23 protein-coding genes are annotated in these 25781 nt (G+C 71.8%); 16 read left to right on the top strand and 7 right to left on the bottom strand.

The features are described from left to right. Nucleotides 1–9: 9 nt before the first annotated feature. Both ABIC53_RS10045 and ABIC53_RS10040 read left to right on the top strand, forming a co-directional pair. On the top strand, nucleotides 10–1047 hold the full coding sequence (locus ABIC53_RS10045; protein ID WP_274178344.1) for a LacI family DNA-binding transcriptional regulator: 1038 nt from the start codon (nucleotides 10–12) through the stop codon (nucleotides 1045–1047). A gap of 1 nt (nucleotide 1048) precedes the next feature. After that, entirely contained in the window at nucleotides 1049–2182 is a 1134-nt protein-coding gene (locus ABIC53_RS10040) for a glycerate kinase (protein ID WP_274178345.1), read from the top strand. 74 nt (nucleotides 2183–2256) lie between these two features. On the opposite strand, the gene ABIC53_RS10035 is transcribed toward ABIC53_RS10040, so the two are convergent. From ABIC53_RS10035 to ABIC53_RS10025, 3 genes are read right to left on the bottom strand one after another with little or no spacing between them, the layout of a single operon-like run. Then, entirely contained in the window at nucleotides 2257–3906 is a 1650-nt protein-coding gene (locus tag ABIC53_RS10035) for an acyltransferase (protein ID WP_274178346.1), read from the bottom strand. Next, on the bottom strand, nucleotides 3903–5018 hold the full coding sequence (locus ABIC53_RS10030) for a substrate-binding domain-containing protein (RefSeq protein WP_269267185.1): 1116 nt from the start codon (nucleotides 5016–5018) through the stop codon (nucleotides 3903–3905). The genes ABIC53_RS10035 and ABIC53_RS10030 overlap by 4 nt, the downstream gene beginning before the upstream one ends. After that, entirely contained in the window at nucleotides 5015–6898 is a 1884-nt protein-coding gene (locus ABIC53_RS10025; protein ID WP_354451319.1) for a heparinase II/III domain-containing protein, read from the bottom strand. Before ABIC53_RS10025 ends, ABIC53_RS10030 begins: the two co-directional genes overlap by 4 nt. Nucleotides 6899–7064: 166 nt before the next feature. Between ABIC53_RS10025 and ABIC53_RS10020 the strand changes: the two genes are divergently transcribed. The 11 genes from ABIC53_RS10020 (at nucleotide 7065) to ABIC53_RS09970 (ending at nucleotide 18340) form a co-directional block, all read left to right on the top strand. Then, on the top strand, nucleotides 7065–9083 hold the full coding sequence (locus ABIC53_RS10020) for a DUF2264 domain-containing protein (protein ID WP_282502041.1): 2019 nt from the start codon (nucleotides 7065–7067) through the stop codon (nucleotides 9081–9083). After that, the gene (locus ABIC53_RS10015; protein ID WP_354451317.1) at nucleotides 9080–10363 is read left to right on the top strand and encodes an ABC transporter substrate-binding protein; all 1284 of its coding nucleotides are present in this window, start codon (nucleotides 9080–9082) and stop codon (nucleotides 10361–10363) included. Before ABIC53_RS10020 ends, ABIC53_RS10015 begins: the two co-directional genes overlap by 4 nt. A 92-nt stretch (nucleotides 10364–10455) precedes the next feature. Further along, complete coding sequence (locus ABIC53_RS10010; RefSeq protein WP_269267188.1) at nucleotides 10456–11391, top strand: carbohydrate ABC transporter permease; 936 nt, start codon at nucleotides 10456–10458, stop codon at nucleotides 11389–11391. Next, on the top strand, nucleotides 11391–12311 hold the full coding sequence (locus ABIC53_RS10005) for a carbohydrate ABC transporter permease (RefSeq protein WP_269267189.1): 921 nt from the start codon (nucleotides 11391–11393) through the stop codon (nucleotides 12309–12311). Before ABIC53_RS10010 ends, ABIC53_RS10005 begins: the two co-directional genes overlap by 1 nt. Nucleotides 12312–12315: 4 nt before the next feature. Further along, on the top strand, nucleotides 12316–12987 hold the full coding sequence (locus tag ABIC53_RS10000) for a DUF624 domain-containing protein (RefSeq protein WP_269267190.1): 672 nt from the start codon (nucleotides 12316–12318) through the stop codon (nucleotides 12985–12987). Nucleotides 12988–13008: 21 nt separating this feature from the next. Further along, complete coding sequence (locus ABIC53_RS09995; RefSeq protein WP_323987220.1) at nucleotides 13009–14235, top strand: glycoside hydrolase family 88 protein; 1227 nt, start codon at nucleotides 13009–13011, stop codon at nucleotides 14233–14235. After that, a complete protein-coding gene (locus tag ABIC53_RS09990) occupies nucleotides 14232–15104 on the top strand; it encodes a fumarylacetoacetate hydrolase family protein (RefSeq protein WP_323987222.1) in 873 nt (290 codons plus the stop codon). Before ABIC53_RS09995 ends, ABIC53_RS09990 begins: the two co-directional genes overlap by 4 nt. Continuing rightward, nucleotides 15101–15865 (top strand): 2-dehydro-3-deoxy-D-gluconate 5-dehydrogenase KduD, encoded by a 765-nt coding sequence (kduD, locus tag ABIC53_RS09985; RefSeq protein ID WP_269267195.1) that lies wholly within the window; start codon nucleotides 15101–15103, stop codon nucleotides 15863–15865. The genes ABIC53_RS09990 and kduD overlap by 4 nt, the downstream gene beginning before the upstream one ends. A gap of 65 nt (nucleotides 15866–15930) precedes the next feature. Next, a complete protein-coding gene (gene kduI / locus ABIC53_RS09980) occupies nucleotides 15931–16770 on the top strand; it encodes a 5-dehydro-4-deoxy-D-glucuronate isomerase (RefSeq protein ID WP_274178352.1) in 840 nt (279 codons plus the stop codon). Nucleotides 16771–16778: 8 nt separating this feature from the next. Next, complete coding sequence (locus ABIC53_RS09975; protein ID WP_274178353.1) at nucleotides 16779–17723, top strand: sugar kinase; 945 nt, start codon at nucleotides 16779–16781, stop codon at nucleotides 17721–17723. Then, nucleotides 17720–18340 carry a bifunctional 4-hydroxy-2-oxoglutarate aldolase/2-dehydro-3-deoxy-phosphogluconate aldolase gene (locus tag ABIC53_RS09970; protein WP_323987224.1) on the top strand — a complete coding sequence of 207 codons (621 nt, stop codon included), beginning with the start codon at nucleotides 17720–17722 and terminating at the stop codon, nucleotides 18338–18340. Before ABIC53_RS09975 ends, ABIC53_RS09970 begins: the two co-directional genes overlap by 4 nt. 151 nt (nucleotides 18341–18491) lie before the next feature. On the opposite strand, the gene ABIC53_RS09965 is transcribed toward ABIC53_RS09970, so the two are convergent. After that, nucleotides 18492–19421, bottom strand: coding sequence for an NADP-dependent oxidoreductase (locus ABIC53_RS09965; protein WP_282502044.1), 930 nt, complete (start codon nucleotides 19419–19421; stop codon nucleotides 18492–18494). Between the two features lie 94 nt (nucleotides 19422–19515). On the opposite strand from ABIC53_RS09965, the gene ABIC53_RS09960 reads away from it, so the two are divergent. Further along, entirely contained in the window at nucleotides 19516–20010 is a 495-nt protein-coding gene (locus ABIC53_RS09960; RefSeq protein ID WP_282502045.1) for a MarR family winged helix-turn-helix transcriptional regulator, read from the top strand. 118 nt (nucleotides 20011–20128) lie between these two features. Here the strand turns inward: ABIC53_RS09960 and pgm are convergent, their stop codons facing one another. Both pgm and ABIC53_RS09950 read right to left on the bottom strand, forming a co-directional pair. After that, entirely contained in the window at nucleotides 20129–21769 is a 1641-nt protein-coding gene (pgm, locus tag ABIC53_RS09955) for a phosphoglucomutase (alpha-D-glucose-1,6-bisphosphate-dependent) (RefSeq protein ID WP_112616468.1), read from the bottom strand. 52 nt (nucleotides 21770–21821) lie between these two features. Beyond that, nucleotides 21822–22748 (bottom strand): LysR family transcriptional regulator, encoded by a 927-nt coding sequence (locus ABIC53_RS09950; protein WP_354451311.1) that lies wholly within the window; start codon nucleotides 22746–22748, stop codon nucleotides 21822–21824. Between the two features lie 37 nt (nucleotides 22749–22785). Here ABIC53_RS09950 and ABIC53_RS09945 point away from each other — a divergent pair, with 37 nt between their 5' ends. Both ABIC53_RS09945 and pheA read left to right on the top strand, forming a co-directional pair. Beyond that, nucleotides 22786–23718 (top strand): EamA family transporter, encoded by a 933-nt coding sequence (locus tag ABIC53_RS09945; protein WP_354451309.1) that lies wholly within the window; start codon nucleotides 22786–22788, stop codon nucleotides 23716–23718. Beyond that, a complete protein-coding gene (pheA, locus tag ABIC53_RS09940) occupies nucleotides 23715–24677 on the top strand; it encodes a prephenate dehydratase (protein WP_112616472.1) in 963 nt (320 codons plus the stop codon). Before ABIC53_RS09945 ends, pheA begins: the two co-directional genes overlap by 4 nt. Before the next feature lie 44 nt (nucleotides 24678–24721). On the opposite strand, the gene ABIC53_RS09935 is transcribed toward pheA, so the two are convergent. Further along, entirely contained in the window at nucleotides 24722–25768 is a 1047-nt protein-coding gene (locus tag ABIC53_RS09935; protein ID WP_269267208.1) for an LLM class flavin-dependent oxidoreductase, read from the bottom strand. Between the last annotated feature and the right edge of the window lie 13 nt (nucleotides 25769–25781).

The following is a 25781-nucleotide window of genomic DNA, read 5'->3' as shown; positions in this document are numbered from 1 at the left end:
ACTCGGCTCGTGGGACAGACGGGGATGTCGCCGCGTGGCTCGGCCACGCTGCACGATGTGGCGAGAGAAGCCGGGGTGTCGCTCGCGACCGCCTCGCGGGCGCTGAACGGCTCGACCCGCAAGGTCGCCGACGCCTATCGCGAACGCGTCGAGCAGGCCGCGGCCCGGCTCGGCTACACGGCCAACCTGTCGGCGCAGGCGACCGCGCGCGGCACGTCCGCGATCGTCGCGCTGCTGGTGGCCGACATCGCCGACCCGTACTTCGGGCAGCTCGCGGCAGGCGTCGCGCGCGGCGCCGACGAAGCCGGGCTCGTCGTCACGGTCGCCATCACCGAGCGCGATCCCGCGCGTGAGCTGCGGCTCGTCCGTGCGCTGCGCGGACAGCGCCCTCGCGGCATCATCCTCGCCGCCTCGCGCACGTCGCGCGAGATGTCCGACGAGCTGAGAACCGAGCTCGACCTCATCACCGCGAGCGGGGGAACCGTCGTCGCGTTGGGCCCGGGCGCCCCCGGCATCCGCAGCGTCGCCATCGACAACCGCGGCGGCGCCCGCGAGCTCGGGGCCGCACTCGCCGCGCGCGGCTACCGCTCGGCCATCGTGCTCGCCGCCGCCGAGGGCGTCGTGACGAGCGACGACCGTCTCGCCGGCTTCGCCGACGGCTTCACGAGCGGCGGGGGAGCCGAGCCCCGCGTGTACCGCGGTGGTTTCAGCCGTGAGTCCGGTGCCGAGGCGATGTCAGCGGCCCTCGCCGACGGCGTCGAGCCGGGAACCGTCGTGTTCGGCATCAGCGACGTCGTCGCCATCGGAGCCCTCACCGCGGTGCGTGCCGCAGGACGCGAGCCCGGCACCGACATCGCGCTCGCCGGCTTCGACGACATCCCGACCGGTCGCGACGTGACACCGCCCCTGACGACCGTGCGGGTGCCGCTCCCCGATGTCGGGTACAGCGCGCTCCGCGCCGCCGTCGACACGGATGCTGACGGGGCCGCGGCTGCGCTGCCCCTCGAGGTGCTCGTGCGCGAGAGCACCCCGCCGCGGAGCGCGTGACGTGACGCGCGTCGTCGTCGCGATCGACAGCTTCAAGGGGTCCATCGCGGCCGCTGAGGCTGCGCGTGAGCTCGCCGCGGGGTGGGCATCCGCCGACGCCGACGCGGTTCTCGAACTGCGCCCGATGGCGGACGGCGGCGAGGGCACGCTCGACGCGTTCGCCGCGGCGATCCCCGAGGCGCGCCCGATGCCCGTGACCGTCACGGGCCCCGCGAGGACAGCCGTCGATGCGTCCTGGCTGCTGCTTCCCCCGACATCCGGCGACCGGTCCGCGCCGTCGGGTCGCGGCTCCGTGGGAGTCGTCGAGCTGGCCTCGACCTCGGGGATCGAGCTGCTGGGCGACGAGCGACGCGGCCTCGACGCCGACACCACCGGATTCGGCGAGGCGATCGCCGCCGCGCTCGACGCCGGAGTCGACCGCCTCGTGCTCGGCATCGGATCGAGCTCGTCGACCGACGGCGGAGCCGGGATGCTGCGCGCGCTGGGCGCCCGGTTCACGGATGCCGCCGGACGAGACGTCGTGCCCGGCGCGCGCGGCCTCGCCGACATCGCGCACGTCGACCTGTCGGAGCTCCGACCGCTTCCCCCGGGCGGCGTCGACGTGCTCAGTGACGTGTCGAACCCGCTGCTCGGTGCGCGTGGCGCTGCCGCCGTGTTCGGACCGCAGAAGGGGCTCGACACGGCTCAGGTCGCCGCAGCCGACGCGGCGCTGAGCGGGCTCGCCGACCTCGTGCCGGATGGGGCGTCGCTTGCTGCCACGCCGGGGGCCGGAGCCGCCGGCGGCACCGGGTTCGGGTTGCTCGCGTGGGGCGCGCGCCTGAGCCCGGGAGCCCGCGAGGTCGCCGCGCTCATCGGCCTCGCCGACGCCATCGCCCGAGCCGACCTCGTCATCACGGGCGAAGGCTCGTTCGACGGGCAGTCCGCGGCAGGCAAGGTCCCCGCGTTCGTCGCCGAGCTCGCCGCCGCGGCCGGGGTGCCGGCCGCCCTCGTCGCGGGGCGGATCGCCGCTGACGCCGACATCGCAGCGTTCGCGTCATCCGTCTCGCTCACCGACCTCGCGGGATCCGCCGCGGCCTCACTCGCCGACCCCGCTCGCTGGCTCCGCGCCGCCGGCGCCGCGCTGGCCCGTATCTAGCCTGCCCGCGCGTTGACTCGCCCGAGTGAACGGCTTCGCCGCGAGCGCACGGCTTGCTCACGTAGGAAGGTCGTTCACTGGGCGCTTGGCCGTGCATTGAGTGACTGATGCGAGGATGCCGGGGGCTCGGGGCGGTGGACGCCCCGTGGTCGATACCCCAGCGCGTCCGAGAGGCCGAGCAGGTCGGCGAGGTACCAGACGATCGCGAGCCACATCTCGGTGCCCTGGAGTCCCGGCTCTGCACCGGCGAGGTGGAAGCTCATGCCCGACCCCGCTCGCCATTCGTCGAGCACATGGTCGAGCAGGCGCGCCGCGAGGTTCTCGACCTCGGCGCGGCGGTATCCGGCTGCCCGCGTGAGCCAGAGGGGATGGGCGACGTCGAGCACGTTGCAGGCATCCAGCCGTGCCGGGTCGAACCAGCGGTCGTCACGGGCGTGGCGGAGCACCGTGTCGATGACGGCCTCCGGATGCGGCACGGGGATGCCGTGCTGCGCGAAGGTCCCGCGCGATGCCCGGTAGAAGCCGTTGACGACGAGCAGCAGGCCGCGGTCGGCGGAAGGCCGGCCCCACATACCGCTCGCGGCATCCGCATGCGTCACGAGCCATCCGAAGAGGGCCTCGGCCAAGCCCGGCGCGATCCGGTCGCCCCGGCGCCGGGCCCAGAGCAGAGCCGTCCCGATCGCGTCGACGTGATGTCCGGCGTTCCAAGGATCGGTGTCCCAGGGCAATGCATCGAGCCGTGCGATCACGGAATCGGCCGTGGCGTCGCGGATCAGTCCGATGGGGTGAGCGAACTCCGACCCCAACAGGTCGAGCGCGTAGCCGGTCGAGAGCACGTGATAGGCCGTGTCGCCGTCATCCCAGCCGGGGACGCCGACCGCGCCGAGCGGCGGCACCGCGCCCGTCTCCGGACCCTGCCAGCCGCGCAGCCGGGCGATGAGCTCGGACCGGTCGCTGTCCGGCGGCGTCGACCCCAACAGGAGGTCGGCGATCTCGACGGCATCGCCCTGCGCCCGCACCGTCGGCGGGGCGCCCGGCCGGTCGGCGTACAGCCCGGTATCCGGGTCGAGCGAACGCCGGAGCACCTCGCCGGCCTCGGCGCGAGCCCGGTCGGCGAAGTCGGTCAGACGCACCCGCAGACGGTTCGGCGCCGCGGCCTCGTCCCCGGGCGGTACGCGCCACCGCAGCAGACGAGCGGGGTTGCCGCCGACGATCGCGCCGGCGGGCACGTCCTTCGTCACGACGGCACCGGCTGCGAGCACCGCCGAGGCGCCCACGGTGACCCCGTCGAGGACGACGACGTGCGAGCCGATCCAGACGTCGTCGGCGATGCGGATGCCGCGGCTGGTCAGCGGCTGCCGGAAGACAGGCGTCCCGGGCTCCATCGAGTGGTTGAAGCCGAGCACCGAGCTGTGCGCGCCCATCCTGACGCCGTCGCCGAAGACGACGTCGCCGCGGACCACGGTCGACGGATTCACGGAGCAGTCCGCGCCGATGCGCAGGGTGCCGGTGAGATATGCGCCCGCGGCGATGTACGAGCGATCGCCCAGGTCGAGGGTGTCGGCGTCGAGCGCCGCGAGCTCCGAGACGAAGCAGTCATCGCCGAACGACCAGTCCGCGTGCTGGTTCGCCAGCGCCGCCTGATGCTCGCGCTGGCGGCGCCGGCTCTCCGCGGATGCCGTGGACCAGAAGTCCCACGGCGAGTAGTCGTGACGGTCGATCACGCCGGGCCGTCCGCCCGCGGTGCGACGGTGGACTCGCGCACGACGAGGGTGGGGTTGAGCATCACGCGACGGGTGGGCCGGCCGGGGTCGGCCATCCGCGAGACGAGCAGCTCGACCGCCGTCTCGCCGACGCTGACGCGGGGCGGTGCGACGGCGGTGAGCGCGGGCGTGAACAGCTCCGCCACCTCGTCGTCGTAAGCGATGATCGACAGGTCGTCGGGCACGGAGATGCCGCGGTTGAGCGCGAGGTCGACGAACGCCATCGCCTCGGGATCGGAGTGCACCAGAAGGGCGGTGACACCGCTTCCGAGCGCCCGGTCGAGGGTCGTGTCGACCGCGGCGGAGAACTCCGCGCTCGCCCGGTCGGGCAGGGTCGTCTCGATGTGCTGGGCGGGCGTGAGCCCGAGCTCCTCGCACGCGGCCTGCCAGCCGGCGGCGATCTTGCGCGAGGTGGGTGAGTTGCGTGAGAGCACCAGCCCGACCTTGCGGTGTCCGAGCGAGGCGAGGTGGCGCGCCGCGAGGACCGCGCCGAGCGCGTGGTCGGTCGTCACCGCCTCGACGGGGACCCCGGCGGGCTGGACGATCGCGTCGCGCTCGACGAGAACGCTCGGTGTGCCGCAGTCGGCGAGCCACTGAACGACGTCCTGCGAATGCGGGGTGTCGGTGTTCGGCGCGACGATCAGGCCGCGGATGTCGCCGCTCGCGACGAGACGCTCGAGCACGGGACGCTCGTCCTGAAGCTCGTACGACGCTCCCCGGAGGTGGACCTTGAGTCCGTGGCGGCGTGCGGCGGCCTCCATGCCTCGCACGACCCCGGGCCAGTAGAAGTTCAGCGAGGGGACGAGCACGGCGATCGAGCCGGCGGCAGACTCGGGGCCGCTGCCCGCGACCGGCGGGTGCGTGTGCTGACCGGTGGCGGGGATGGCGCCCCCGTGCACGCGCTGCAGCAGCCCCTCCTGCTCCATCTGCGCGAGGTCGCGTCGCAGGGTCACCGTGGCGGCGCCCAGCTCGTCGGTCAGCTGCGAGATGCGCACGGCGCCCTCGCGCTCCATCGTCGCCAGGATGTGCGCGCGGCGCTCGGCCGCCAGCAGCGCCGGTGTGGGGTCGGTCATGGTCGCTCGTCCTCGTTCCGTTCCTGTTCTACCGTGACACGCAGCTCGGTACGACCACCGGCGCTGATCGCGAGGCGGCTCAGGCGGTCGCCCCAGACGTCGGTCAGCATCGGATCGTCGAGTTCGCGAACGACGAGGGTGTGCGGTGCCCCGGCGGGCCACGTGATGCGCACCGGGGTCGCGCCGTCCAGCGGTGTCACGCGAGCCCATCCGTCGCCCGTCGTCACCGAGCCCGCGAGGAGCAGGCGCACCTCGGTATCCGGTCCGGCGGCTTCCCAGCGGTCGTCGATCGTGACGTGTCCCGAGCGGTGAAGCGCAGCCCGGCGTCGCCACGAGCGTACCGAGCCGGCGGGGTAGGCGCCGCCGATCTCGAGATCCAGCGCCTCCATCTCATCCGTTCGGACGATGACCGGATCGGATGCCGCGAACGCCGCGCCATGCGGCTGCGCCGAGCCCGAGATGCGGGGCACGCTGTGCCAGTCGCTCTGCATGGTCCAGATGTCGTATCGGCCGGGGCCGAAGGTCTGCGCCGTGTAGGTCGGCCGGCCGGCGTCGACGATCACCGGCACGCCGTCGGACGCGACGATGATCGAGCCGACGTCGTTGTGGTTGTGGTTCTCGTCGTTGTGGCCGCCCTTCATCACGATGGTGAGTCCGGCGGCGCTGCCCGCGTGGCCGCGGGCGAGCCAGACCTGCGTGGACGGAAGCCAGACCCCAGGGGGCAACGGGCTGGATTCGCGCGGCTCCGCGAGCCACGCGTCGTCGGTCAGCGCGCGCAGCAGACGACCGAGTCCGGCCTCCTCGGTGGCGGGGAGATCGTTGCGGCGCTGGGCGACGGCGTGGCGGCGGGCCTCGTCGTCGCCGACGGCGCGAGCCGCCCGGTGCAGGGCGTGCCAGGGCTGATCCGCCGGGGGACGGGCGGGGCCGTCGGCGAGGTTGACGTACCACGGGCCGCCGAGGTGCGAGCGATGCGGGAACGCGACCGTTTCGCGCAGGGCCTCCACCTCGGGCACCGGATTCCACGCGCCATCGGTGGCGTAGGCGAGCAGGTCGAGAGCCTCGAGCGCCCGGCACGCACCGTTCCACCAGTACGCGTATCCCTCGTCGATCGCGCCGTCTGCCGGAAGCGCGGCGACGTAGCGGTCCAGGCCCTGTGCCACCAGGGCGACGAGCTGATCGCGTTCATCGCCCTCCTCGCACAGGACGAGCCCCGCGACCAGCACGTTCCCGTGGATCCAGGGATTCCAGTTGTGGACGTGCCCGTCGAGCCCGAGCCAGTGCCAGTCGCGTCGCGAGAGGAACGGCTCGATGACGCGAGTGCGGGCCTCGTGCCGGATGCGCTGCCGCAGCCCGGGGTATCGCTCGTCGAGTCGTCGCCCGAGCACGTGGTCGATCCACGCGAGCTGTCCGACGACTTCGCCCGCGCCGAGATCGAGGAACGGGTCGGTGACGGTCGCCAGCACCGACCCGTGCCGCGAGAAGGTGTCGTCGTGGGCGGGCCAGCACCACGTCGACTGCTCGCACAGCAGCCAGACGCCGTCCGCGACCTCATCGAGGTATCGGGGGTCGGGGTCCGACAGTGCTGCGACCACCGCCCGACTCAGCCGCCGCTGCCGCGTGAAGACCTGCTGCTCGTAGCCGTCGCGGTCGCCGTCGCGATGCACGCGCGCTGCCGCGCTCGCGCGGGGCTGCGGCCACGGTGCGTCGAGGTCCGCGCGTGCCCGGTCGACGAGCGGGCGCGCGGCGGATGACGGGACCAGTCGGGCCCAGTGGTCGGCGTCGGGCACGGGCAGGGCGTCGGCGGGCGGGCGGAGGCGAGCCGGGACATCGCCGCAGACGGCCGCGAGCGGGCCGGCGAATCCCTCGGTGTTCCACAGCACGGCTGCTCCTTCGGGTGACGGCGGTGTCACCAGTCCAGACGAATAAATCGATCAGTATCGATCATAAGGAAACGAAGAAGATCTTGCAATGATCGAATCGGGTTGCTAATCTCCGAATCGGTCGCGATCAACGATGACGACCATGAAGCCCTTCGAAGGAGAACCGGTGACTTCTGAGCACCCGAACCCGCCACACGGCGCGACCGAGCGTGACACCTGGGTCGCCCGCGCCGACGTTCTGCTCGATGCCGCGCTCCGTCACGCGACGCCCGGCGCGGGCCGCATCCACTTCCCGGGCGCCGAGGGTGGCTACGGTCACGCCGTCGATGGGCTCGAGGGCTTCGCGCGCACCTTCCTGCTCGCAGGATTCCGGATCGCGGGCGCACGAGGCGAGGGGGTAGACGAGCTCATCACGCACTACTCGCGCGGAATCGTCTCGGGCGTCGACCCGAACGCACCCGACCGGTGGGTTCGGATGGAGGAGCACGCGCAGGCCAAGGTCGAGGCGGCATCCCTCGCCCTCGTCCTCGATCTGACCCGCCCCTGGATCTGGGATCGTCTCGACACCCTCACGCAGCAGCGCGTCGTCGACTACCTCGCTCCCGTCGTCGGCGACGACACCTATCCGCAGACCAACTGGGTCTGGTTCCGCATCGTCGTGCAGACCTTCCTGCGCTCGGTCGGCGGCCCCTGGTCGGCCGACGACATCGCCGCCGACCTCGCCCGTCACGACTCGTTCGTCCGCGAGGGCGGCTGGCTCTCCGACGGTGCCCAGCGCTCCTACGACCACTACGTGGGGTGGGCTCTGCATGTCTATCCGATCCTGTGGGCGCGCATGACGGGGGCCACCGACCTCGCCGGGGGCCGGACGGGCGCCGACGTCGCCCGACTCGACGCGTTCCTCCACGACGCCTTCGCGCTCGTCGGCGGCGACGGCTCGCCCCTCATCCAGGGCCGCAGCCTCATCTACCGCTTCGCCGCCGCCGCGCCGTTCTGGGCCGGCGCCATCGCGAATGTGCCCTCACACAGCCCCGGCCGCCTCCGCCACGCCGCCGACCGGATCGTGACGCACTTCGCCGAACACGGCGCCCCCGATGCCGACGGCCTGCTCACGATGGGCTGGCACGGCACCTGGCGCGGGCTCGCGCAGTCGTACTCCGGCCCGGGTTCTCCGTACTGGGCCGTCAAGGGCTTCCTCGGTCTGCTGCTGCCCGCCGACCACCCGGCCTGGACGGCCCCGGCCGAGCCGTTGCCGATCGAGGCGGGGGACGACCTGCGCGCGATCGCATCGCCCGGCTGGATCGTGTCGGGCACGGTCGCCGACGGAATCGTCCGCATCGTCAACCACGGCACCGACCACGCGTTCCCGGGCGACCGCACGACCGATTCACCGCTCTATGCGCGACTGGGCTACTCCACGGCCACCTCGCCGATCGTCGACGAGTGTGGCTGGCTCGAGCCGCTCGAGCAGTCGGTCGCACTCGTCGACTCGGACGGACGTGCGACGCACCGCACGGCGATGACCCTGCGCGACGTGCGCGTGCAGGATGACGCGGACGGGCGGGTCGGGATCGCGGCATCCCGCTGGGACGCGCACCTCGTCGACCCGGTCCCCAGCGCGCATCGTCACGGATCCGGGCTGGTCGGACATGCCACGTCCGTGGGCACCGTCACGACCACCTCGATCGTCCGCGGATCGTCGGAGGTGCGTGTCATCGTCGTCGACGCACTCGCGCCCGGGCAGGATGCCGCATCGCTGCGACTCCGCCTCGGCGGCTGGCCGCTCTCGGGTGACGAGGTGGTCGGCGGTACCGACGACACCGGAGCGTGGGTGTCATCGCGGGGCCGCAGCAGCGGCATCCGCGCCCTGACCACCGGCGGGGTCGCGGGACTCGTGTCTCGTGCAGACGCCGATCCGCTCGGCGTCCGCACGCTCGTGCCCGTCATCGAGCACGCGGTGCGCGTCGGCGAGCCCGTCGTCGCCCTGCTCGATCTCGCCGGTGGCGAGCGCAGCGCACCGCACGCGGCCGTCGCCGTCGACGGCGCCTCGGTCACGGTCACCTGGCCCGACGGGGCCCGGACCGTGAGCCGTCTCATCGACTCCGAATCGCCTGCCCCGGCGCTTCGGCATCACGAGGTCCGACGTGGGACCTCGCACGCAATCGCAAAGGAGCAGCACGCATGAAGCGCAAATTCGCAGCCGCAGCAGGAATGGCGGTCGTCGCCACCCTGTCGCTCGCCGCCTGCGGCGGGGGATCCGAGCCCGCCCAGACCGCCGACGGCCCCGTCACCCTGACCCTGTCGGGGTGGAGCCTCGACACCACCCCCGAGTTCCAGGTGCTCGCCGACGCCTTCCACGAGAAGAACCCCGACGTCACGGTCGAGCTCAAGCAGTACGACGCGGCTGAGTACAACACGCTGGTCACCGCCGACCTCGCCGCGGGCGTCGGACCCGACATCATCACCCAGAAAGAGGTGAAGTTCGTCACGACGTTCCAGGAGGGCGGCCAGCTCATGGACGTCTCCGACGTCGAGCTGCCCGACGGCGTCGGCGGCGCCTCGTCGTACGAGGTCGACGGCACCGCCTACGGCGTGCCCTACCGCCAGGACCGCTGGGTGCTGTTCTACAACAAGGCGCTCTTCGACGCCGCGGGCCAGGAGTACCCCGACGGCTCGTGGACGTGGGAGGACTACGACGCGGCCGCCGAGGCGATCAACACCGCGGGAGTCGCGAAGGGCACCTACCAGCACCGCTGGCAGTCGACCGTGCAGGGCTTCGCCTCGGCACAGGAGGACACCGACGTGCTCTCGGGCGACTACGGCTACTTCGCCGACTACTACAACCGGGTGCTCGCGCTCCAGGGTGCCGGCGCGCAGGTCGACTTCAACACCTCGACGGCCAACCAGCTCACCTACCAGGGCGAGTTCGGCACGCAGAAGGCCGCCATGCTGCCGATGGGCACGTGGTACGTCGCGACCCTGATCTCGCAGCAGGCCTCCGGTGAGGCCAACGACTTCGAGTGGGGCATCGCGCCGATCCCGCAGCTCGACGCGTCGACGACCGGCATGGACAACACGCCCGTGACGTTCGGCGACCCGACCGGCTTCTCGATCAACGCCAACATCGACGGCGCCAAGGTGCAGGCGGCGAAGGACTTCCTCGCCTATGCCGCGAGCCTGGAGGCCGCCGAGGAGCTGGCGAAGATCGGCATCACCCCGGCCGCGTCGAACGACGCCGTCACCGAGGCGTACTTCGCCGTCGAGGGCGCTCCGACCGACGAGCTGTCGAAGTTCGCGTGGTCGACCGGCGACGTCCACCCCGAGAACCCGACGTCGAACAAGACGGCGGCGATCCAGAACATCCTCAACGACATGCACAGCGCGATCCTGTCGGGCTCGACCCCGGTCGAGCGGGCCATCACCGAGGCCGAGGACCGTGTCGCCAACGAGGTCGGTCTCGACTGATCCCGCGCGCCGTCGCTTCGCCGACGGCACCCCGCGGCCGGCGCGGCACCCCGCGCCGGCCGCATCCCCCGCCGTCCTCCCCAGGAGACACCATGACCACCACTGCCGCCTCACCGAAGGCGCGCCGCCCCGAGCCGGCGCAGCGCCGCAGGCGATCGAAGCTGACCCTGCGCAACACGCTGCTGGGGTGGAGCTTCATCCTGCCGAACTTCGTCGGCTTCGCCCTGCTGACCCTCGTGCCGGTCATCACCCTGTTCTACATGTCGCTGACGAACTGGAACATCTTCGGCACGGCGAACTGGGTGGGCCTCGCCAACTTCGAGCGGCTGCTCGGTGACGGCAGCTTCCGCATCTCGTTCGTCAACACTCTGTACTACGCCGCGCTGCACATCCCGCTGACGATCATCGCGTCGCTCGGTCTCGCGCTGCTGCTGAACAACAAGCTGCGCGGCGTCGCGTTCTTCCGCACCGCCGCGTTCTTCCCCTACATCACCTCGATCGTCGCGATCGCGGTCGTGTGGAACCTGCTCTTCAGCCCCGAGTACGGCCCGATCAACGAGATCCTCCGCGCCGTGGGCATCGCCAACCCGCCCGGCTGGCTCACCTCGTCGGAGTGGGCGATGCCCGCCGTCGTCATCGTCAGCACCTGGCGAGACATGGGCTACTACATGATCCTGTTCCTCGCGGGGCTCCAGACCGTGCCCCGCGAGCTCTACGAAGCTGCCCGCATGGACGGCGCGAACGCGTGGGAGCGCTTCGTGAACGTCACCCTGCCGTGCCTGCGGCCGACGATGTTCTTCGTCACCGTGATGCTCACGATCAACTCGTTCAAGATCTTCGACCTGATCCTCGTCATGACCGAGGGCGGGCCGGGTCAGTCGACGCTCGTGATCTCGCAGTTCATCTACCGCAAGGGGTTCGAGGAGAACCAGTTCGGCTACGCCTCCGCGGCCGCCGTGGCGCTCTTCTTCCTCTGCATCCTCGTGACCATCCTCCAGTTCATCTGGAACAAGCGGAGGAACGTCTGATGACGAATCTTCTCGTACCCCAGGACGACCGCCGGGCGCTGCGCAAGATCGCAGCCGACGGCCTGCCCGAGGGACACCGCCCCGACACCGTGTCGCCGCTGCGCCGCGTCGGACGCCTCGCCGGCTACGTCGCGCTCATCATCGCCGCGGCGGCACTGCTGCTGCCGTTCTTCTGGATGATCATGAGCTCGCTCAAGACGGCGAACGAGGTCTTCTCGGTGCCGATCCAGTGGATCCCCGAGGTGTTCGTCTGGCAGAACTACGTCGACATCTGGAACCAGTCGGGGATGCTGACCTGGATCCGCAACACGCTCGTGCTCGCGGTCGTCGTCACCTTCCTGCAGGTGCTGACCGGGTCGTTCGCGGCCTACGGCTTCGCCCGCATCCGCTTCCCCGGCCGCGACGTGCTGTTCCTCGCCTACATCGGCACGATCGCCGTGCCGTGGCAGTCGTACATGATCCCGCAGTTCATCCTGCTCTCCAACGTCAAGGTCTCGAACACGCTGTGGGCCATCATCCTCATCCAGGCGTTCGGCGCCTTCGGGGTGTTCCTCATGAAGCAGTTCTACGAGACCATCCCCGAGGAGCTCTCGGAGGCCGCGCGCCTCGACGGCCTGAGCGAGTACGGCATCTGGCGCCGCATCATGCTGCCCCTCTCGGTGCCCGCCCTCGCGAGCCTCACGCTGCTCACGTTCGTGAACACCTGGAACGACTACCTGGGGCCGCTCATCTACCTGCGCAACCCCGACCTGTGGACCATCCAGCTCGGACTCAAGAGCTTCGTGAGCAACCTCTACGACACCAACTACGCCCTGCTGTTCGCCGGACTCGTCATCTCGGTGGTGCCGATCGCGATCATCTTCCTCGTCGGGCAGAAGTACTTCGTCGAGGGCATCGCGACCAGCGGGATGAAGGGCTGAGGCCGTGAAGCGCATCTCGCACAACACCTACGCGACCGTCTTCGGCGTCGTCTACCTCGGGCTCATGACGAACCTGCTGCTGCTGGCATCGTGCCTGCCGCTCGTCGTGCTGCTGGTGATCACCGACCCCGCGCTGTCGTGGCCGATGCTCGCCGTCGTGGCACCGGTGTGCGCACCGGGCATCACGGCGGCGTTCGCGACCTTCCGCGCCCACGGCGAGGGTGAGAACCAGGTCGTCCGGACCTTCGTCCGCAGCTGGAAGCGCTCGTGGCGCAAGGCCATCGTGCTGGGCGGGATCGTCGTGGCGGCCCTCGTCGTCGTGCTGGTCGACGTCCGCTTCTTCGCACCGATGCAGGCGGGGGTCGCGGTCGTCCCCGTGCTCGGCGTGCTGACCGTGCTCCTGCTCGCATCGGGTCTCGTCGCGTTCGCTGCCCTCGCCGAAGAGCCCGACGCCTCGCTGCGCTCGATCGCCCGAGCGGCGGTGCTCCTGAGCGTGCGCCGGTGGTGGCTGAGCCTCGTCTCGCTCGCCGTCATCGCGCTGCAGGCGGGGCTGTTCGTCTCGATGCCGGCCATCGCGATCGGTCTCACCTCGGCGCCGGCGCTCTACCTCGCCTGGGCCAACGCCCGATACATCCTCCGTCCGGCGCTCGGTGATCCCGAGCCTCAGACCGTCTGAACCCCGAAGGAACCCCTCGACATGACATCCCTCCCCGGCACCGACCTCGGCGTACCCGCGGACGCGGCCCTCGCGCGCGACAGCGGCGCCATCGAGGCGGCGATCGCCGACGCCCTGAGCACGCTCCGCCGCAACATCGAGACCTTCGGGCTGAGCTACCCCGACGACACGACGCACGATGACCGGTACCCGATCCGCCCCGCGGCGAACGGGTTCCCGGCCGGCGCCAACCGCGGCTGGACGACCAGCTTCTGGCCGGGGATGATGTGGATCGCGTGGGAGATCACCGGCGACGCCTTCTTCCGCGACGCCGGGCTGGCCCACGCCGCGGACTTCGCGCGACGGATCCGCGACGAGGACGACCTCGACACGCACGACCTGGGGTTCCTGTACAGCCTCGCCTCGGTCGCGCCCTACCGGCTGCTCGGCGACGAGGACGCGCGTGAGACGGCCCTGGCGGCCGCCGATCACCTCATGCGCCGCTTCCTCGAGCCCGCCGGCATCATCCAGGCATGGGGAGATCTCTCCGACCCCGCGCAGCGCGGACGCACGATCGTCGACAGCCTCATGAACATGCCGTTGCTCACCTGGGCGGGCGAGCAGACCGGGCAGGAGCGCTTCGCCGACGCGGTGCGGCGCCACACGACGCAGCTGCGCACGCACATCCTGCGCGACGACGACACGACCTTCCACACCTTCTACTGGGACCCCGAGACCGGTGAGCCGCTGCGCGGAGCGACCGAGCAGGGTGCATTCGACGACTCGTGCTGGGCGCGCGGTCAGGCGTGGGGAATCTACGGCTTCGCGATGAACCACCGCGCGACCGGCGACCCGGCGCTGCTCGACGCGTCGCGTCGCTGCGCCGAACGCTTCCTCTCGCACCTCCCGAGCGACCGCGTGCCCTTCTGGGACATGGTCTACACCGACGGCGCCGACGCTCCGCGCGACAGCTCGTCGGCCGCGATCGCGGTGTCGGGGCTGTTCGAACTCGCCGGCGTGCTCGAAGCGGGGACGGATGCCGATACCGAGGCCGCCTCGCGCTATCGTGCGGCGGCTCACGAGATCCTCGCGTCGCTCATCGAGAACTACACGCCCGAGAGCCCCGAAGCCGCCGACGCGGTGCTGCTGCACAGCGTCTACGACCTGCCGAAGTCCGTCGGCGTCGACGAGGGCACGCTGTGGGGCGACTACTTCTACCTCGAGGCTCTGGTTCGCGCGGCGCGCCCCGACTGGAAGCCGTACTGGTGAGGCTCGTCCGTTACCGCGCGGTCCGCGCGGCCGATGCCGAGGGGGCCGTCCGGTCGGGCGTCGTCGTGACGGTCGACGGCGTCGACCGCGTCGTCGACCTCGGACCCGCGGCGCTGACCGACCTGCTCGCGGCCGACCGCGACGCGCTCGACCGCGCCGCAGCGCGTGCGGATGTCGCCGACCTCGAGCTGTCGGCAGCGCGGCTCGAGGCGCCGGTGCGTCCGGGGAAGATCCTGTGCCTCGGCTACAACTACCGGGGGCATGTGCCCGACGGCGCCGACCCGACCGCCGACGACCCCGCGTTCCCCGATATCTTCGTGAAGACCCCCAACACCCTCGCCGGACCGGCCGACCCCGTCGTGGTGCCCGCGGTCGCGGACGACGTCGACTACGAAGGCGAGATCGCCGTCGTCATCGGGCGGCGGGCCAAGGATGTCGATGAGGCGACGGCGCTCTCGCACGTCGCCGGCTACACGATTCTCAACGACGTGTCGGACCGCTCGTGGCAGCGGCGGCAGAGCCAGTGGGCGATGGGCAAGTGCTTCGACGGCTTCGCGCCGCTCGGGCCGTGGCTCGTCACACCCGACGAGGCGGGCGACCCGCAGGACATGCTCGTCGAGGTCGTCCGCGACGGCGTCGTGACCGTCTCGCAGTCCACCGCCACCACGATCTTCTCGGTCGCGCGCGTCGTGTCGTACCTCAGCAGCGTCATGACGCTCGAACCCGGCGACGTCATCTCGACCGGCACGCCGCAGAAGCTGCCGGACGCGCAGGCCAGCCACCGCCCGCTGCGTCCCGGCGACACGGTCACCGTGCGCATCGAGCGTCTCGGCGAACTGACCACCACCTTCATCGGAGGCCCCGCATGATCCTCGACTCCTTCCGGCTGGACGGCCGCGTCGCCCTCGTCACCGGTTCCACTCGCGGCCTCGGCCAGGGCGCCGCCGTCGCTCTCGCCGAGGCAGGCGCGGATGTCGCGCTACTCGACCGCGGCGACGCGGCCGAGACGGCGGAGGCGATCACCGCGCTCGGTCGCCGCGCGCACCGCATCCGCCTCGATCTCGGTACCGCGACGCCGGAGCAGCTCGCCGAAGCGGTCGCCGAGACGGTCGCCGAGCTCGGCGGCATCGACATCCTCGTCAACAACGCCGGAATCATCCGTCGTGCCCCGGCCGCCGACCACCCGGCCGCCGACTGGGACGACGTGCTCGCGGTCAACCTCGACGCCGTGTTCCATCTGTCGCAGGCCGCCGGGCGCCGCATGATCGCGCAGGGCTCGGGGCGCATCATCAACGTCGCGTCGATGCTGTCGTTCCAGGGCGGCATCCTCGTGCCCGGCTACGCGGCGTCGAAGCACGCGGTCGCCGGCCTCACCAAGGCGCTCGCGAACGAGTGGGCCGCGTCGGGGGTGACCGTCAACGCGGTCGCGCCCGGGTACATGGCGACCGACAACACCGCGCCGATCCGGGCCGACGCCGACCGCGAGGCATCGATCCTGGCCCGCATCCCCGCCGGCCGGTGGGGCACCCCCGGCGACCTGCAGGGTGCCTTCGTCTTCCTCGCCTCGGATGCCGCGGCGTACGTCACCGGCGCGATCGTGCCCGTCGACGGCGGCTGGCTCGTCCGCTGAGCCGGCCCCGGTCCTCCCCGTTCCATCACCGGCATCCCGCCGAACCGCCCCAGAAGGGAACCCCCATGCAGCAGCGTTACGCGACCAACCCCGCGCAGATCCCCGGCATGACCACCGCCGACCTGCGCGAGCAGTACCTCGTGCCCGAGGTGTTCGTGCCGGGTGAGATCACCGTCGTCTACACCCACCACGACCGCATCGTCCTCGGCGGCGCCGTGCCGGCCGGACGCGAGCTGGTGCTTCCGGGCTACCCCGAGATCCGCAGCGACTACTTCCTGGAGCACCGCGAGGTCGGCATCATCAACGTCGGTGGCACCGGCACGGTCACCGCCGACGGCGAGGTCTACACGCTCGTGACGGGCGCGTGCCTGTACCTCGGCCGCGGCATCCGCGACGTCGTCTTCGCCGACGCGGACGCGGCCGATGGCCAGGGGGGCGCGCAGTTCTACCTGTTCTCGGCGCCCGCGCACACCGCCTACCCGGCGGCGCTCGTGTCGCCCGGCGAGGGCACCGTGCGCGAGCTCGGCGACCAGGCCACGAGCAACCGCCGCACGCTCAACCAGTACATCCACGAGAACGGCGTGCAGAGCTGTCAGATCGTCATGGGCGTGACGACGCTGCACGAGGGCTCGATGTGGAACACGATGCCCGCCCATACCCATGACCGTCGCACCGAGTGCTACCTGTACTTCGACGTCCCCGAGGACGCCCGCATCATCCACCTGCTCGGTGAGCGCGAGGAGACCCGGCACCTCGTCGTCGCCGACCGGCAGGCGATCATCTCGCCGAGCTGGTCGTTGCACTCCGGAGTGGGTACTGCGGCGTACTCGTTCATCTGGGCGATGGCGGGCGAGAACCAGACGTTCGACGACATGGATGCCGCACCCGTCACGACCTTGAAGTGAGCGGGGCCATGCGGGGGGAGCTGCGTGGGGCGCTGCTGACGGCGGGCGAGACCATGGCGATGGTCGCGCCCGCTGCGGCGGAGCGCCTCGAGCACGCCGAGGTGTTCCGCATCGACGCCGGGGGAGCGGAGTCGAACGTCGCCGCGCACGCGGCCGCGCTCGGTCAGCCCGCCGCGTGGTTCTCCCGCGTCGGCGACGATGCCCTCGGTCGACGGGTCCTGTCGCGGGTCGGTGCCCGCGGAGTCGACGTCTCGCGGGTCGTCATCGACGCCGATTACCCGACCGGCCTCTACCTGAAGGACCCCGGTCACGGCGTCGCGTACTACCGGGCGGGGTCGGCGGCCGCGCACCTCTCGGAGACCGACGCCGACGCTCTGTCGTGGGACGGCGTCGCGCTGCTGCACGTCTCGGGCATCACGGCCGCACTCGGCGGCACGGCGCCGGCGTTCCTCGGCCGAGTCGTCGACCGGGCACGGGCGGCCGGCGTGCTCGTGAGCGTCGACGTGAACCACCGCGCGCCGCTGTGGCCCGTCGCCGCGGCAGCGGCGCCCCTCCTCGCGCTCGCACGCCGAGCCGACATCGTCTTCGTCGGTCGCGACGAGGCCGAGGCCCTCTGGGGTGCCGCGACGGCCGATGACGCGCGAGCGCTGCTCGCGGCGGTGCCGCAGCTGGTGGTCAAGGACGGCGCGGTGGGCGCGACGCTCTTCGCCGGCGGCGAGCGGGTGTTCGAGCCCGCCCTCCTCGTCGACGTCGTCGAGCCAGTCGGAGCCGGCGACGCCTTCGCCGGGGGCTACCTGGCGGCCCTTCTCGCCGGAGCGCCGGCATCCGAGCGACTGCGTTCGGGTCACTCCCGCGCCGCGCTGACGATGGGGACGACCGGCGATTTCCCCGATGGCGTCACCCCCACTGCTGCCTTCACCCCAGCCGCGTTCTCCGAAAGGAACCCGTCATGACCATCGCCCCTACCGATCCGACCGCCGTGCTCGACGACATCTTCGCCGGAGCCCCGCTGATGGCGATCCTCCGGGGCATGGGACTCGAGCGCTCCGTCCGGCTCGCGACAGCCGCCTGGGACCTCGGCATCGACTCCGTGGAGGTGCCGCTGCAGACCGCAGAGGATGAGCGCGCGCTCCGCGAGGTCGTGCGCCTGGGCGCCGAGCGGGGCAAGGCCGTGGGCGCCGGCACGATCCTGACGGTCGCCCAGGTCGATCAGGCCGTCGCGGCCGGAGCCGCCTATCTGGTGGCGCCGGGTCTCGACGCCGACGTGGTGCGGGCCGCCCAGGAGCGCGGCATCCCGATCCTGCCCGGCGTCGCGACGCCGAGCGAGGTGCAGCAGGCCGTCGCCCTCGGGCTGACGTGGCTGAAGGCGTTCCCCGCGCAGTGGCTCGGCGCGGACTGGTTCCGGCACATCCGCGGTCCGTTCCCCGGCGTGCGCTTCGTGGCGACCGGCGGCATGGACGCCACGAACGCCGGGCTCTTCCTCGACGCTGGCGTGCGCGTGGTGGCCGTCGGCTCGGCCCTGGAAGACGAGTCGCAGCTGCCCCGCCTCGCAGCCCTCCTCGCGCGTTGACTCGCGCGAGCGGACGGCCCCGAGCGTACGGCTTCGCCGCGAGCGCACGGCCTGCTCGCGCTCGAAGGTCGTGCACGCGGCGCTCGGCCGTGCATTGGGTGCGATGCGGGGCGGGAGCTCGGCTCGTCGTGGTGGGCTCGGATGACGTCGCTCAGGGCAGGACGATGACCTTGCCCGCGATGCCGCTCTCAGCCGCCTCGGCGTGCAGCGCGGGGAGCTCGGCGAGGGGGATGCGCCGCGTGACCTCGACGGTGAGCGCGCCCTCGTCGACGAGGCGGACCAGCTCGGCCAGGCGGTCGCTATCGCGGCGGACGAACACCGTCGCGGCACGGACGCCGCGCGCCTCGTCGCTCGGCGTGGCCATGAACGCCGTCGTGCTGACGACCGCGCCGCCGTCGGCGACGGCCCCGACGTAGGCCTCGAACAGCTCGGGTTCGATCGGGGCGAGGTTCAGCAGCACGTCGACTCGTCCGTCGATCGCGCCCAGCACGTCGGTCGTAGTGTGGTCGATGATCTGGTCGGCTCCGGCAGCGCGGACGGCGTCGACGCTGCGGGGGCTCGCGGTGGCGATGACGTGGATGTCGGCGCGCTTGGCGAGCTGGACGGCGTACTTTCCGACGACGCCGCCGGCGCCGACGATCAGCACCCGCTGGCCGGGTTCGAGGCGACCGTCGTCGAAGAGGGCCTGCCATGCGGTCAGCGCGACGGAGGGCAGCGCGGCGGCATCGGCGGGGGGAATGCTCGTGGGCGCGGCGACCACGGCGTCGGCGGGAGCCAGCACGAACTCCGCCGCTCCGCCGTCGTGCTCCATGGGGAGGAACGCGATGACGGCGTCGCCCACGGCAAGGTCGCTCACGCCCGCGCCGACCGCGTCGACGTGCCCGGAGACGTCGTACCCGGGCACGTGGGGCAACTCGATCGGGATGGGGAGGAAGCCCGCGCGCATCCCGCCGTCTGCCGCGTTGTACGCGGATGCGGCTACTCGGATGCGGACCTGCCCCGCGGCCGGCTCGGGGCGGTCGATGTCGACGACCTCCAGGACGTCGGGGCCACCGGTCCGAGAGAACTGCACTGCCTTCATGATGTGATCCTTTACGCTCAAGTGCTTCGAATTCGAAGCGATATGGAGAACGTAGCACTGCTTCGAATGTGAAGCAATAGGTATGATCGAAACCATGACGAACGCGCCACGCTCCCTGACGTCGACGCAGCTCGCGGCCTACCTCGCCTTCACAGAGGTGGGCAGCCTGTTGCGTCCCGCCGTCGAGGCGCAGCTGAAGGATGCCGGAGGTCTCAGCTACGTCCAGTTCCAGCTGCTGGCGCGGTTGAATGACGCCCCGGGCGGCACGCTGCGCATGACCGACCTCGCCGACGGCGTGGTGTACAGCCGCAGCGGGCTGACCTATCAGGCCACGCTGCTCGAGCAGCGCGGATACGTCACGCGCTCACCGTCTCCGGAGGACGAGCGCAGCACCGTGGTCGTGCTGACTGACGCGGGGCGCGAGGTGCTCGCCGCCGTGTTCCCCGGTCACATCGAGACCGTGCATCGGCTGCTGTTCGCGCGGCTGTCGGACGCGGACGCCGCCGACCTCGCGCGCATCCTCGGCAGCGTGACGACGCACCTGCGCTCGGCGCCGCCCCGTTCGGCATCCCGGCGCCGCCCGTCCTGACCGCGGTACGCGCCCGAGCGCACGGCTTCGCCGCGAGCGCACGGCCCGCTCACGCTCGAAGGTCGTGCAACCGGCGCTCAGCCGTGCATTGGGCGTGTGATGCGAGGATGCCGCGGGGTCAGGCGCCGAGCGCGGCCGAGACCACGGCGCGCGCTTCGGCCTGCACCTCGGCGAGGTGCTCGGGTCCGCGCAGGCTCTCGGCGTAGAGCTTGTAGACGTCCTCGGTGCCCGACGGGCGCGCGGCGAACCACGCGTGCTCGGTTTGCACCTTCAGGCCGCCGATCGCTGCACCGTTGCCCGGCGCGTGCGAGAGCTTCGCGGTGATCGGCTCGCCAGCGAGCTCCGTGGCGGTCACGGCGTCGCCCGACAGCCTGCCGAGCGCGGCCTTCTGCTCCGGCGTCGCCGCGGCGTCGACGCGCTGGTAGGCCGACGACCCGAACTGGGCCTCGAGCTCGGCGTAGCGCTGCGACGGAGTCTTGCCCGTGACCGCGAGGATCTCGGCGGCGAGCAGGCACAGCAGGATGCCGTCCTTGTCGGTGGTCCACACGCTGCCGTCCTTGCGGAGGAACGAGGCCCCCGCCGACTCCTCGCCGCCGAAGGCGACGGAGCCGTCGAGCAGGCCGGGAACGAACCACTTGAAGCCCACGGGGACCTCGAGCAGCTCGCGGCCGAGCGACTCGGCCACGCGGTCGATGATCATCGACGAGACGAGGGTCTTGCCGACCGCGGCATCCGCCGGCCAGCCGGGGCGGTTCGCGAAGAGGTAGTCGATCGCGACGGCGAGGTAGTGGTTCGGGTTCATCAGACCCGCGTCGGGCGTCACGATGCCGTGGCGGTCGGCGTCGGCATCGTTGCCTGTGAGGATGTCGTACTCGTCGCGGCGCGCCACGAGCGCGGCCATCGCCGACGGCGACGACGGGTCCATGCGGATCTTCTCGTCCCAGTCGAGCGTCATGAATTTCCAGGTCGGGTCGACCTCGGGGTTCACGACGGTCAGGTCGAGGCCGTAGACCTCGGCGATGAGCGCCCAGTACTCGACCGAGGCGCCGCCGAGCGGGTCGGCCCCGATGCGCACGCCCGACGCCTTGATCGCGTCGACGTCGATGATCGTGGCGAGGTCGCGCACGTACGCGTCGCGGAAGTCGTACTGGCCGAGCGCGTCGAGGTCGATGTCGGCGTGACGGGTGCGGTGCACGCCCTCGAGACCTGCGGCGATGAGCTCGTTCGCGCGGTCGGCGATCCACGAGGTCGCGTCGGTGTCGGCGGGTCCGCCGTGCGGGGGGTTGTACTTGAAGCCGCCGTCGCGCGGCGGGTTGTGCGAGGGCGTCACGACGATGCCGTCGGCGCGGCCCGCGTCGTCGAGCGCGCGGCCCCGGTTGTAGGTCAGGATCGCGTGGCTGAGCGCGGGCGTCGGCACCCACGAGTCGCGGGAGTCGACGCGTACGTCGACTCCGTTGGCCACGAGAACCTCGATGGCGCTGCGCTCTGCGGGAAGGGAGAGGCCGTGCGTGTCGCGCCCGAGGAAGAGCGGGCCCTCGATGCCCTGAGCGCGCCGATAGTCGACGATCGCCTGGGTTGTGGCGAGGATGTGGTCTTCGTTGAAGCTCGTCGACAGCGACGAACCGCGGTGGCCGCTCGTTCCGAACGCGACGCGCTGCCCGGGGACCGCGGCATCCGGCTTCCGGTCGTAGTAGGCGGCGATCAGCTCATCGATGTCGATGAGGTCGGATGCTTCTGCGGGCGCTCCTGCACGGCTCATAGTGCTTAGTCTGCCCGTTTCCGGGCGCGGCGGTGACGGATTGACACGGCACTCACGGCCGATCGTGCGCGTTCGTCGCGGCGAGCAGCGCGGCGAGGACTGCTCTGAGCGCGGGGGAGTCGGCCTGCGAGCGCCGATGCACCGCGGAGATATCGCGCGTCGACGCGGGAGCCTCGGTCGGCACCGCGACGAGATCCGGGCCGAGATCGCCGCGTCCCAGGCGCGGAACGAGCGCGACGACCGCTCCGGTTCGGGCGAGCTCGATGTGGTTCTCGAACTCCATCGACTCGTACAGCACGCGGGGGGCGCCGCCGATGCCGTCGAACAGCCGCCGCAGCCACTGCCGGCAGATGGTCGTGTCGAAGGTGGCGACCCATTGCTCACGCGCGAGGTCGGCCGGGTGCAGGACGTCGCGGCCGGCGAGCGGATGGTCGCGATGGAGGATGACGTCGGCGACATCCGTGAACAGCGGAGTGACGACGAGGTTCTCGGGGATCGCCAGCGCGACGCCGCCCCACTGATGCACGATGCCGAGGTCGCGCTGGCCGGAGGCGACGAGCGCCACCGTCTCCCACGGCTCGCTCTCCCGCACGGGCAGACGCAGGTCGGGGTGGGCGCCCGCGAGCTCCACGAGCACGGGAGCGAGCAGCCCGCGCATGACGGTCGAGAACGCGGCGAGGCGCAGCTCGCCGGTGACGCGGCCGTCTCCGTCCGCACCGACGCCGGCGTGCAGGTCGGCGCGCAGTCGCTCGAGGTCGGCGAGGATCGGGGTCGACCCGACCACGAGCTGCGTTCCGGCAGCCGTGAGGGCCACACCGCGGCCGACGCGTTCGAGCAGTGCGACACCGGTCTCGCGCTCGAGACGCTTGATCTGCTGCGACACCGCCGAGGGTGTGAATCCCAGAGCGGATGCCGCGGCCGCGACGCTGCCTTCCCGTGCGACGGTCCGCAGCGAGTGGACGGCATCCAGATCGATCATGAAGTGATGCTACCGATTCGAGTGGAGAAAGCATCGCTTGTCGTTGATCGTTCTGGACGGTGGACTGAGCCTCGTGACTCGACGCGACATGATCCTGGCGGCTGCGGTGGCGGCCCTGTGGGGGTTCAACTTCCTCGTCATCGACTGGGGCATGGCCGGCATCCCGCCTCTGCTGTTCGTGGCGATCCGGTTCGCCGCCGTCGCCGTCTTCGCGCTCGTGGTGCCGCGCCCTCGGGCCGGCTGGGGGTCGGTGATCGGGGTCGGGCTGTTCATGAGCCTCGGCCAGTTCGCGCTGCTGTACCTGTCTCTCGGGCTCGGGCTGCAGCCGGGTCTCGCCGCGCTGTTCATGCAGGCCCAGGCGGTGTTCACCGTCGTCATCGCGGCCGGAGTGCTGCGCGAGCGCCCCACACCGGGGCAGGTGATCGGCGTGGGCCTCGGGATCGCCGGGCTCGCGACCGTCGCCGCCGGCCGTGGGGGAGACGCTCCCGCGCTCGCCGTCGTGCTCGCGCTCGGCGCCGCCCTTTCGTGGGCCGTCGGCAACGTGATCGCCCGCCGCGCCGGCGTGGTCACCGGGCGCGGTCCGCTCGGGGCGCTCTCGCTCACCGTCTGGTCCGCCCTCGTCGTGCCGGTGCCCGCGCTCGTGCTGGCGCTGGTGTTCGAGGGGCCGGAAGCGATCGGCGCGGGTCTTGCCGGGTTCGGCATCCGCGCCCTCGTCTCGACGGTCTACACCGCGGGGCTCTGCACCCTCGTCGGCTACGCGATCTTCAACGGTCTGCTGGCGCGCAATCCGTCAGCCGCCGTCGTGCCGTGGGTGCTGCTGGCACCCGTCGTGGCGATGGCGGCGGCCGCGGCACTGCTCGGACAGATCCCCGCCCCCGCCGAGATCGTCGGCGGAGCGGTGCTCGTGCTCGGCGTGCTCGTGACCAGCGTGCGCGTGCCGTGGGCGCGCCGGTCTAGGCTCGTTGCGTGACGCCCGAGCACGACGACCAGCCCGCCCGCCGCACCTACAGCTATCTCGGGCCGGCGGGGACCTTCACCGAGGCCGCCCTCGCCCAGGTGCCCGAGGCGCGGGACCAGATCTGGCGGTCGGTGCGCAACGTCGGCGAAGCGCTCGCGGATGTCGTGGACGGACGCTCGGATGCCGCGATGATCGCGATCGAGAACTCCGTCGACGGCGGAGTCTCGACGGCGCAGGACGCGCTGGCCACGATGCCGGGTCTGCGGATCGTCGGCGAGTACCTCGTGCCCGTGAACTTCGTGCTCGTGGCGCGGCCCGGCACTCGAATCGAGGACGTGTCGCTCATCGCGGCGCACCCGGTCGCCTACGCACAGTGCCTGCAGTGGCTGCTCAAGACGCTCCCCGAGCACGCGCACCTGCCCGCCGCGAGCAATGTCGCCGCCGCGGTCGGCCTCATCGACGGGGTCAGCGACGCCGACGCGGCGATCGCGCCCCCCGGCATCCTCGAGCATCACGACCTCGAGCTGCTCGCATCCGACATCGGCGACAACGAGCACGCGGTCACCCGGTTCGTCCTCGTGAGCCGCACGGTCGCCCCGCCGTCGCCGACGGGGGCCGACAAGACCTCGCTCATCGCGGAGCTGCCCGATGACCACCCGGGTGCGCTGCTCGAGCTGCTCGAGCAGTTCTCGACCCGCGGCATCAACCTCTCGCTGATCGAGTCGCGGCCGATCGGCGACGCGCTCGGACGGTACCGGTTCGTCATCGACGCCGACGGCCACGTCGCCGACGAGCGCATGGCCGACGCCCTCATGGGCGTGCGGCGTTTCAGCCCGAAGGTGCTGTTCCTCGGGTCGTACCCGCGCGCGGACCGGGCGATCGTCCGCTACCCGCAGCGGTACTCCGACGACGTCTTCGTCGAGGCGCGCGACTGGCTGCGGGCCCTGATCTCCGGCGAGCCCGAGGCCTGACCCACCGCCTCCCCACGACCGCCGGGGCCGGGGCCGGGTCAGGGTCAGGCGGCGAGGAGCTCGAGGGTGCGGATGCGGGCGGGAGCGGCATCCGGCTGCTCGCCGTCGTGCGCGGCCGACACCGGCGAGACCATGACCTCGTCGACGCCGTGCTGCGCGGCGAACGCGGCGAGGGCGGCCTGGGCCTCGGGGCCGGTGCCGACGAACCAGCGCGAGCGCAGGGCATCCAGCAGCGGTGCGGCGAGGTGGTCGGTCGCCTCGGCGGCGGCGGCCTCCTCGACGGTCTCGAGGGCGATGAGCGGACGGTTTCCCCGCAGGCGTGCCATCATGCGGGCCTGCGGCAGCATGAGGGCTTCGGCCTCCGCATCGCTGTCGGCGACGACGGCGTTCGCGGTGAGGAACGTCCGCGGCGCATCGAGGGTCTCGGACGGTCGGAACTGGTCGCGGTAGAGCCCGAGCGCACGGTCGAGGCCTTCACCCGAGAAGTGGTTCGCGAACACGTACGGCAGGCCGAGGGCGGCGGCGAGCTGCGCCGAGTAGTCGCTCGATCCGAGCAGCCAGACATCCGGCGTCGTCGTGGCGGCGGGCGTCGCGTGGACGTCGTACGTCCCGCCCGACGTGAACCGCACCGTCGCGCCGTCGCCGGTCACGAGGGCCAGGATGTCGCGGACGTTGTCGGGGAACCGGTCGACGTCGCTCGTCGTGCCCGACTGACGCAGCAGCTGCGTGATGACGGGATCGCTGCCGGGGGCGCGCCCGATGCCCAGGTCGACGCGTCCGGGGGCGATCGCCTCGAGCGCCGCGAACTGCTCGGCGACGACGAGGGGCGAGTGGTTGGGAAGCATGACGCCGCCGGAGCCGACCCGGATGCGGGAAGTGCGCGCTGCCGCGGCTGCGATGAGCACCGGCGGGGTCGTCGAGGCGACGGCGGGCATGTTGTGGTGCTCGGCGAACCAGTAGCGGCGGTAGCCGAGCTCGTCCGCCCGCTGCGCGACGGTCAGCGACGCCGCGATGGCCTGCGCGCTGGTCTGTCCCGTGCGCACGGGCACGAGGTCGAGCACGGACAGGGCGGGGCGGGATGCATCAGTCATATCGCCTCTGTCA

Source organism: Microbacterium sp. 1262 (assembly GCF_040544895.1).
Taxonomy (GTDB): Bacteria; Actinomycetota; Actinomycetes; order Actinomycetales; family Microbacteriaceae; genus Microbacterium; species Microbacterium plantarum.
Note: the sequence above shows the minus strand (reverse complement) of the source record. Positions and strands in the feature narration are given on the sequence as shown.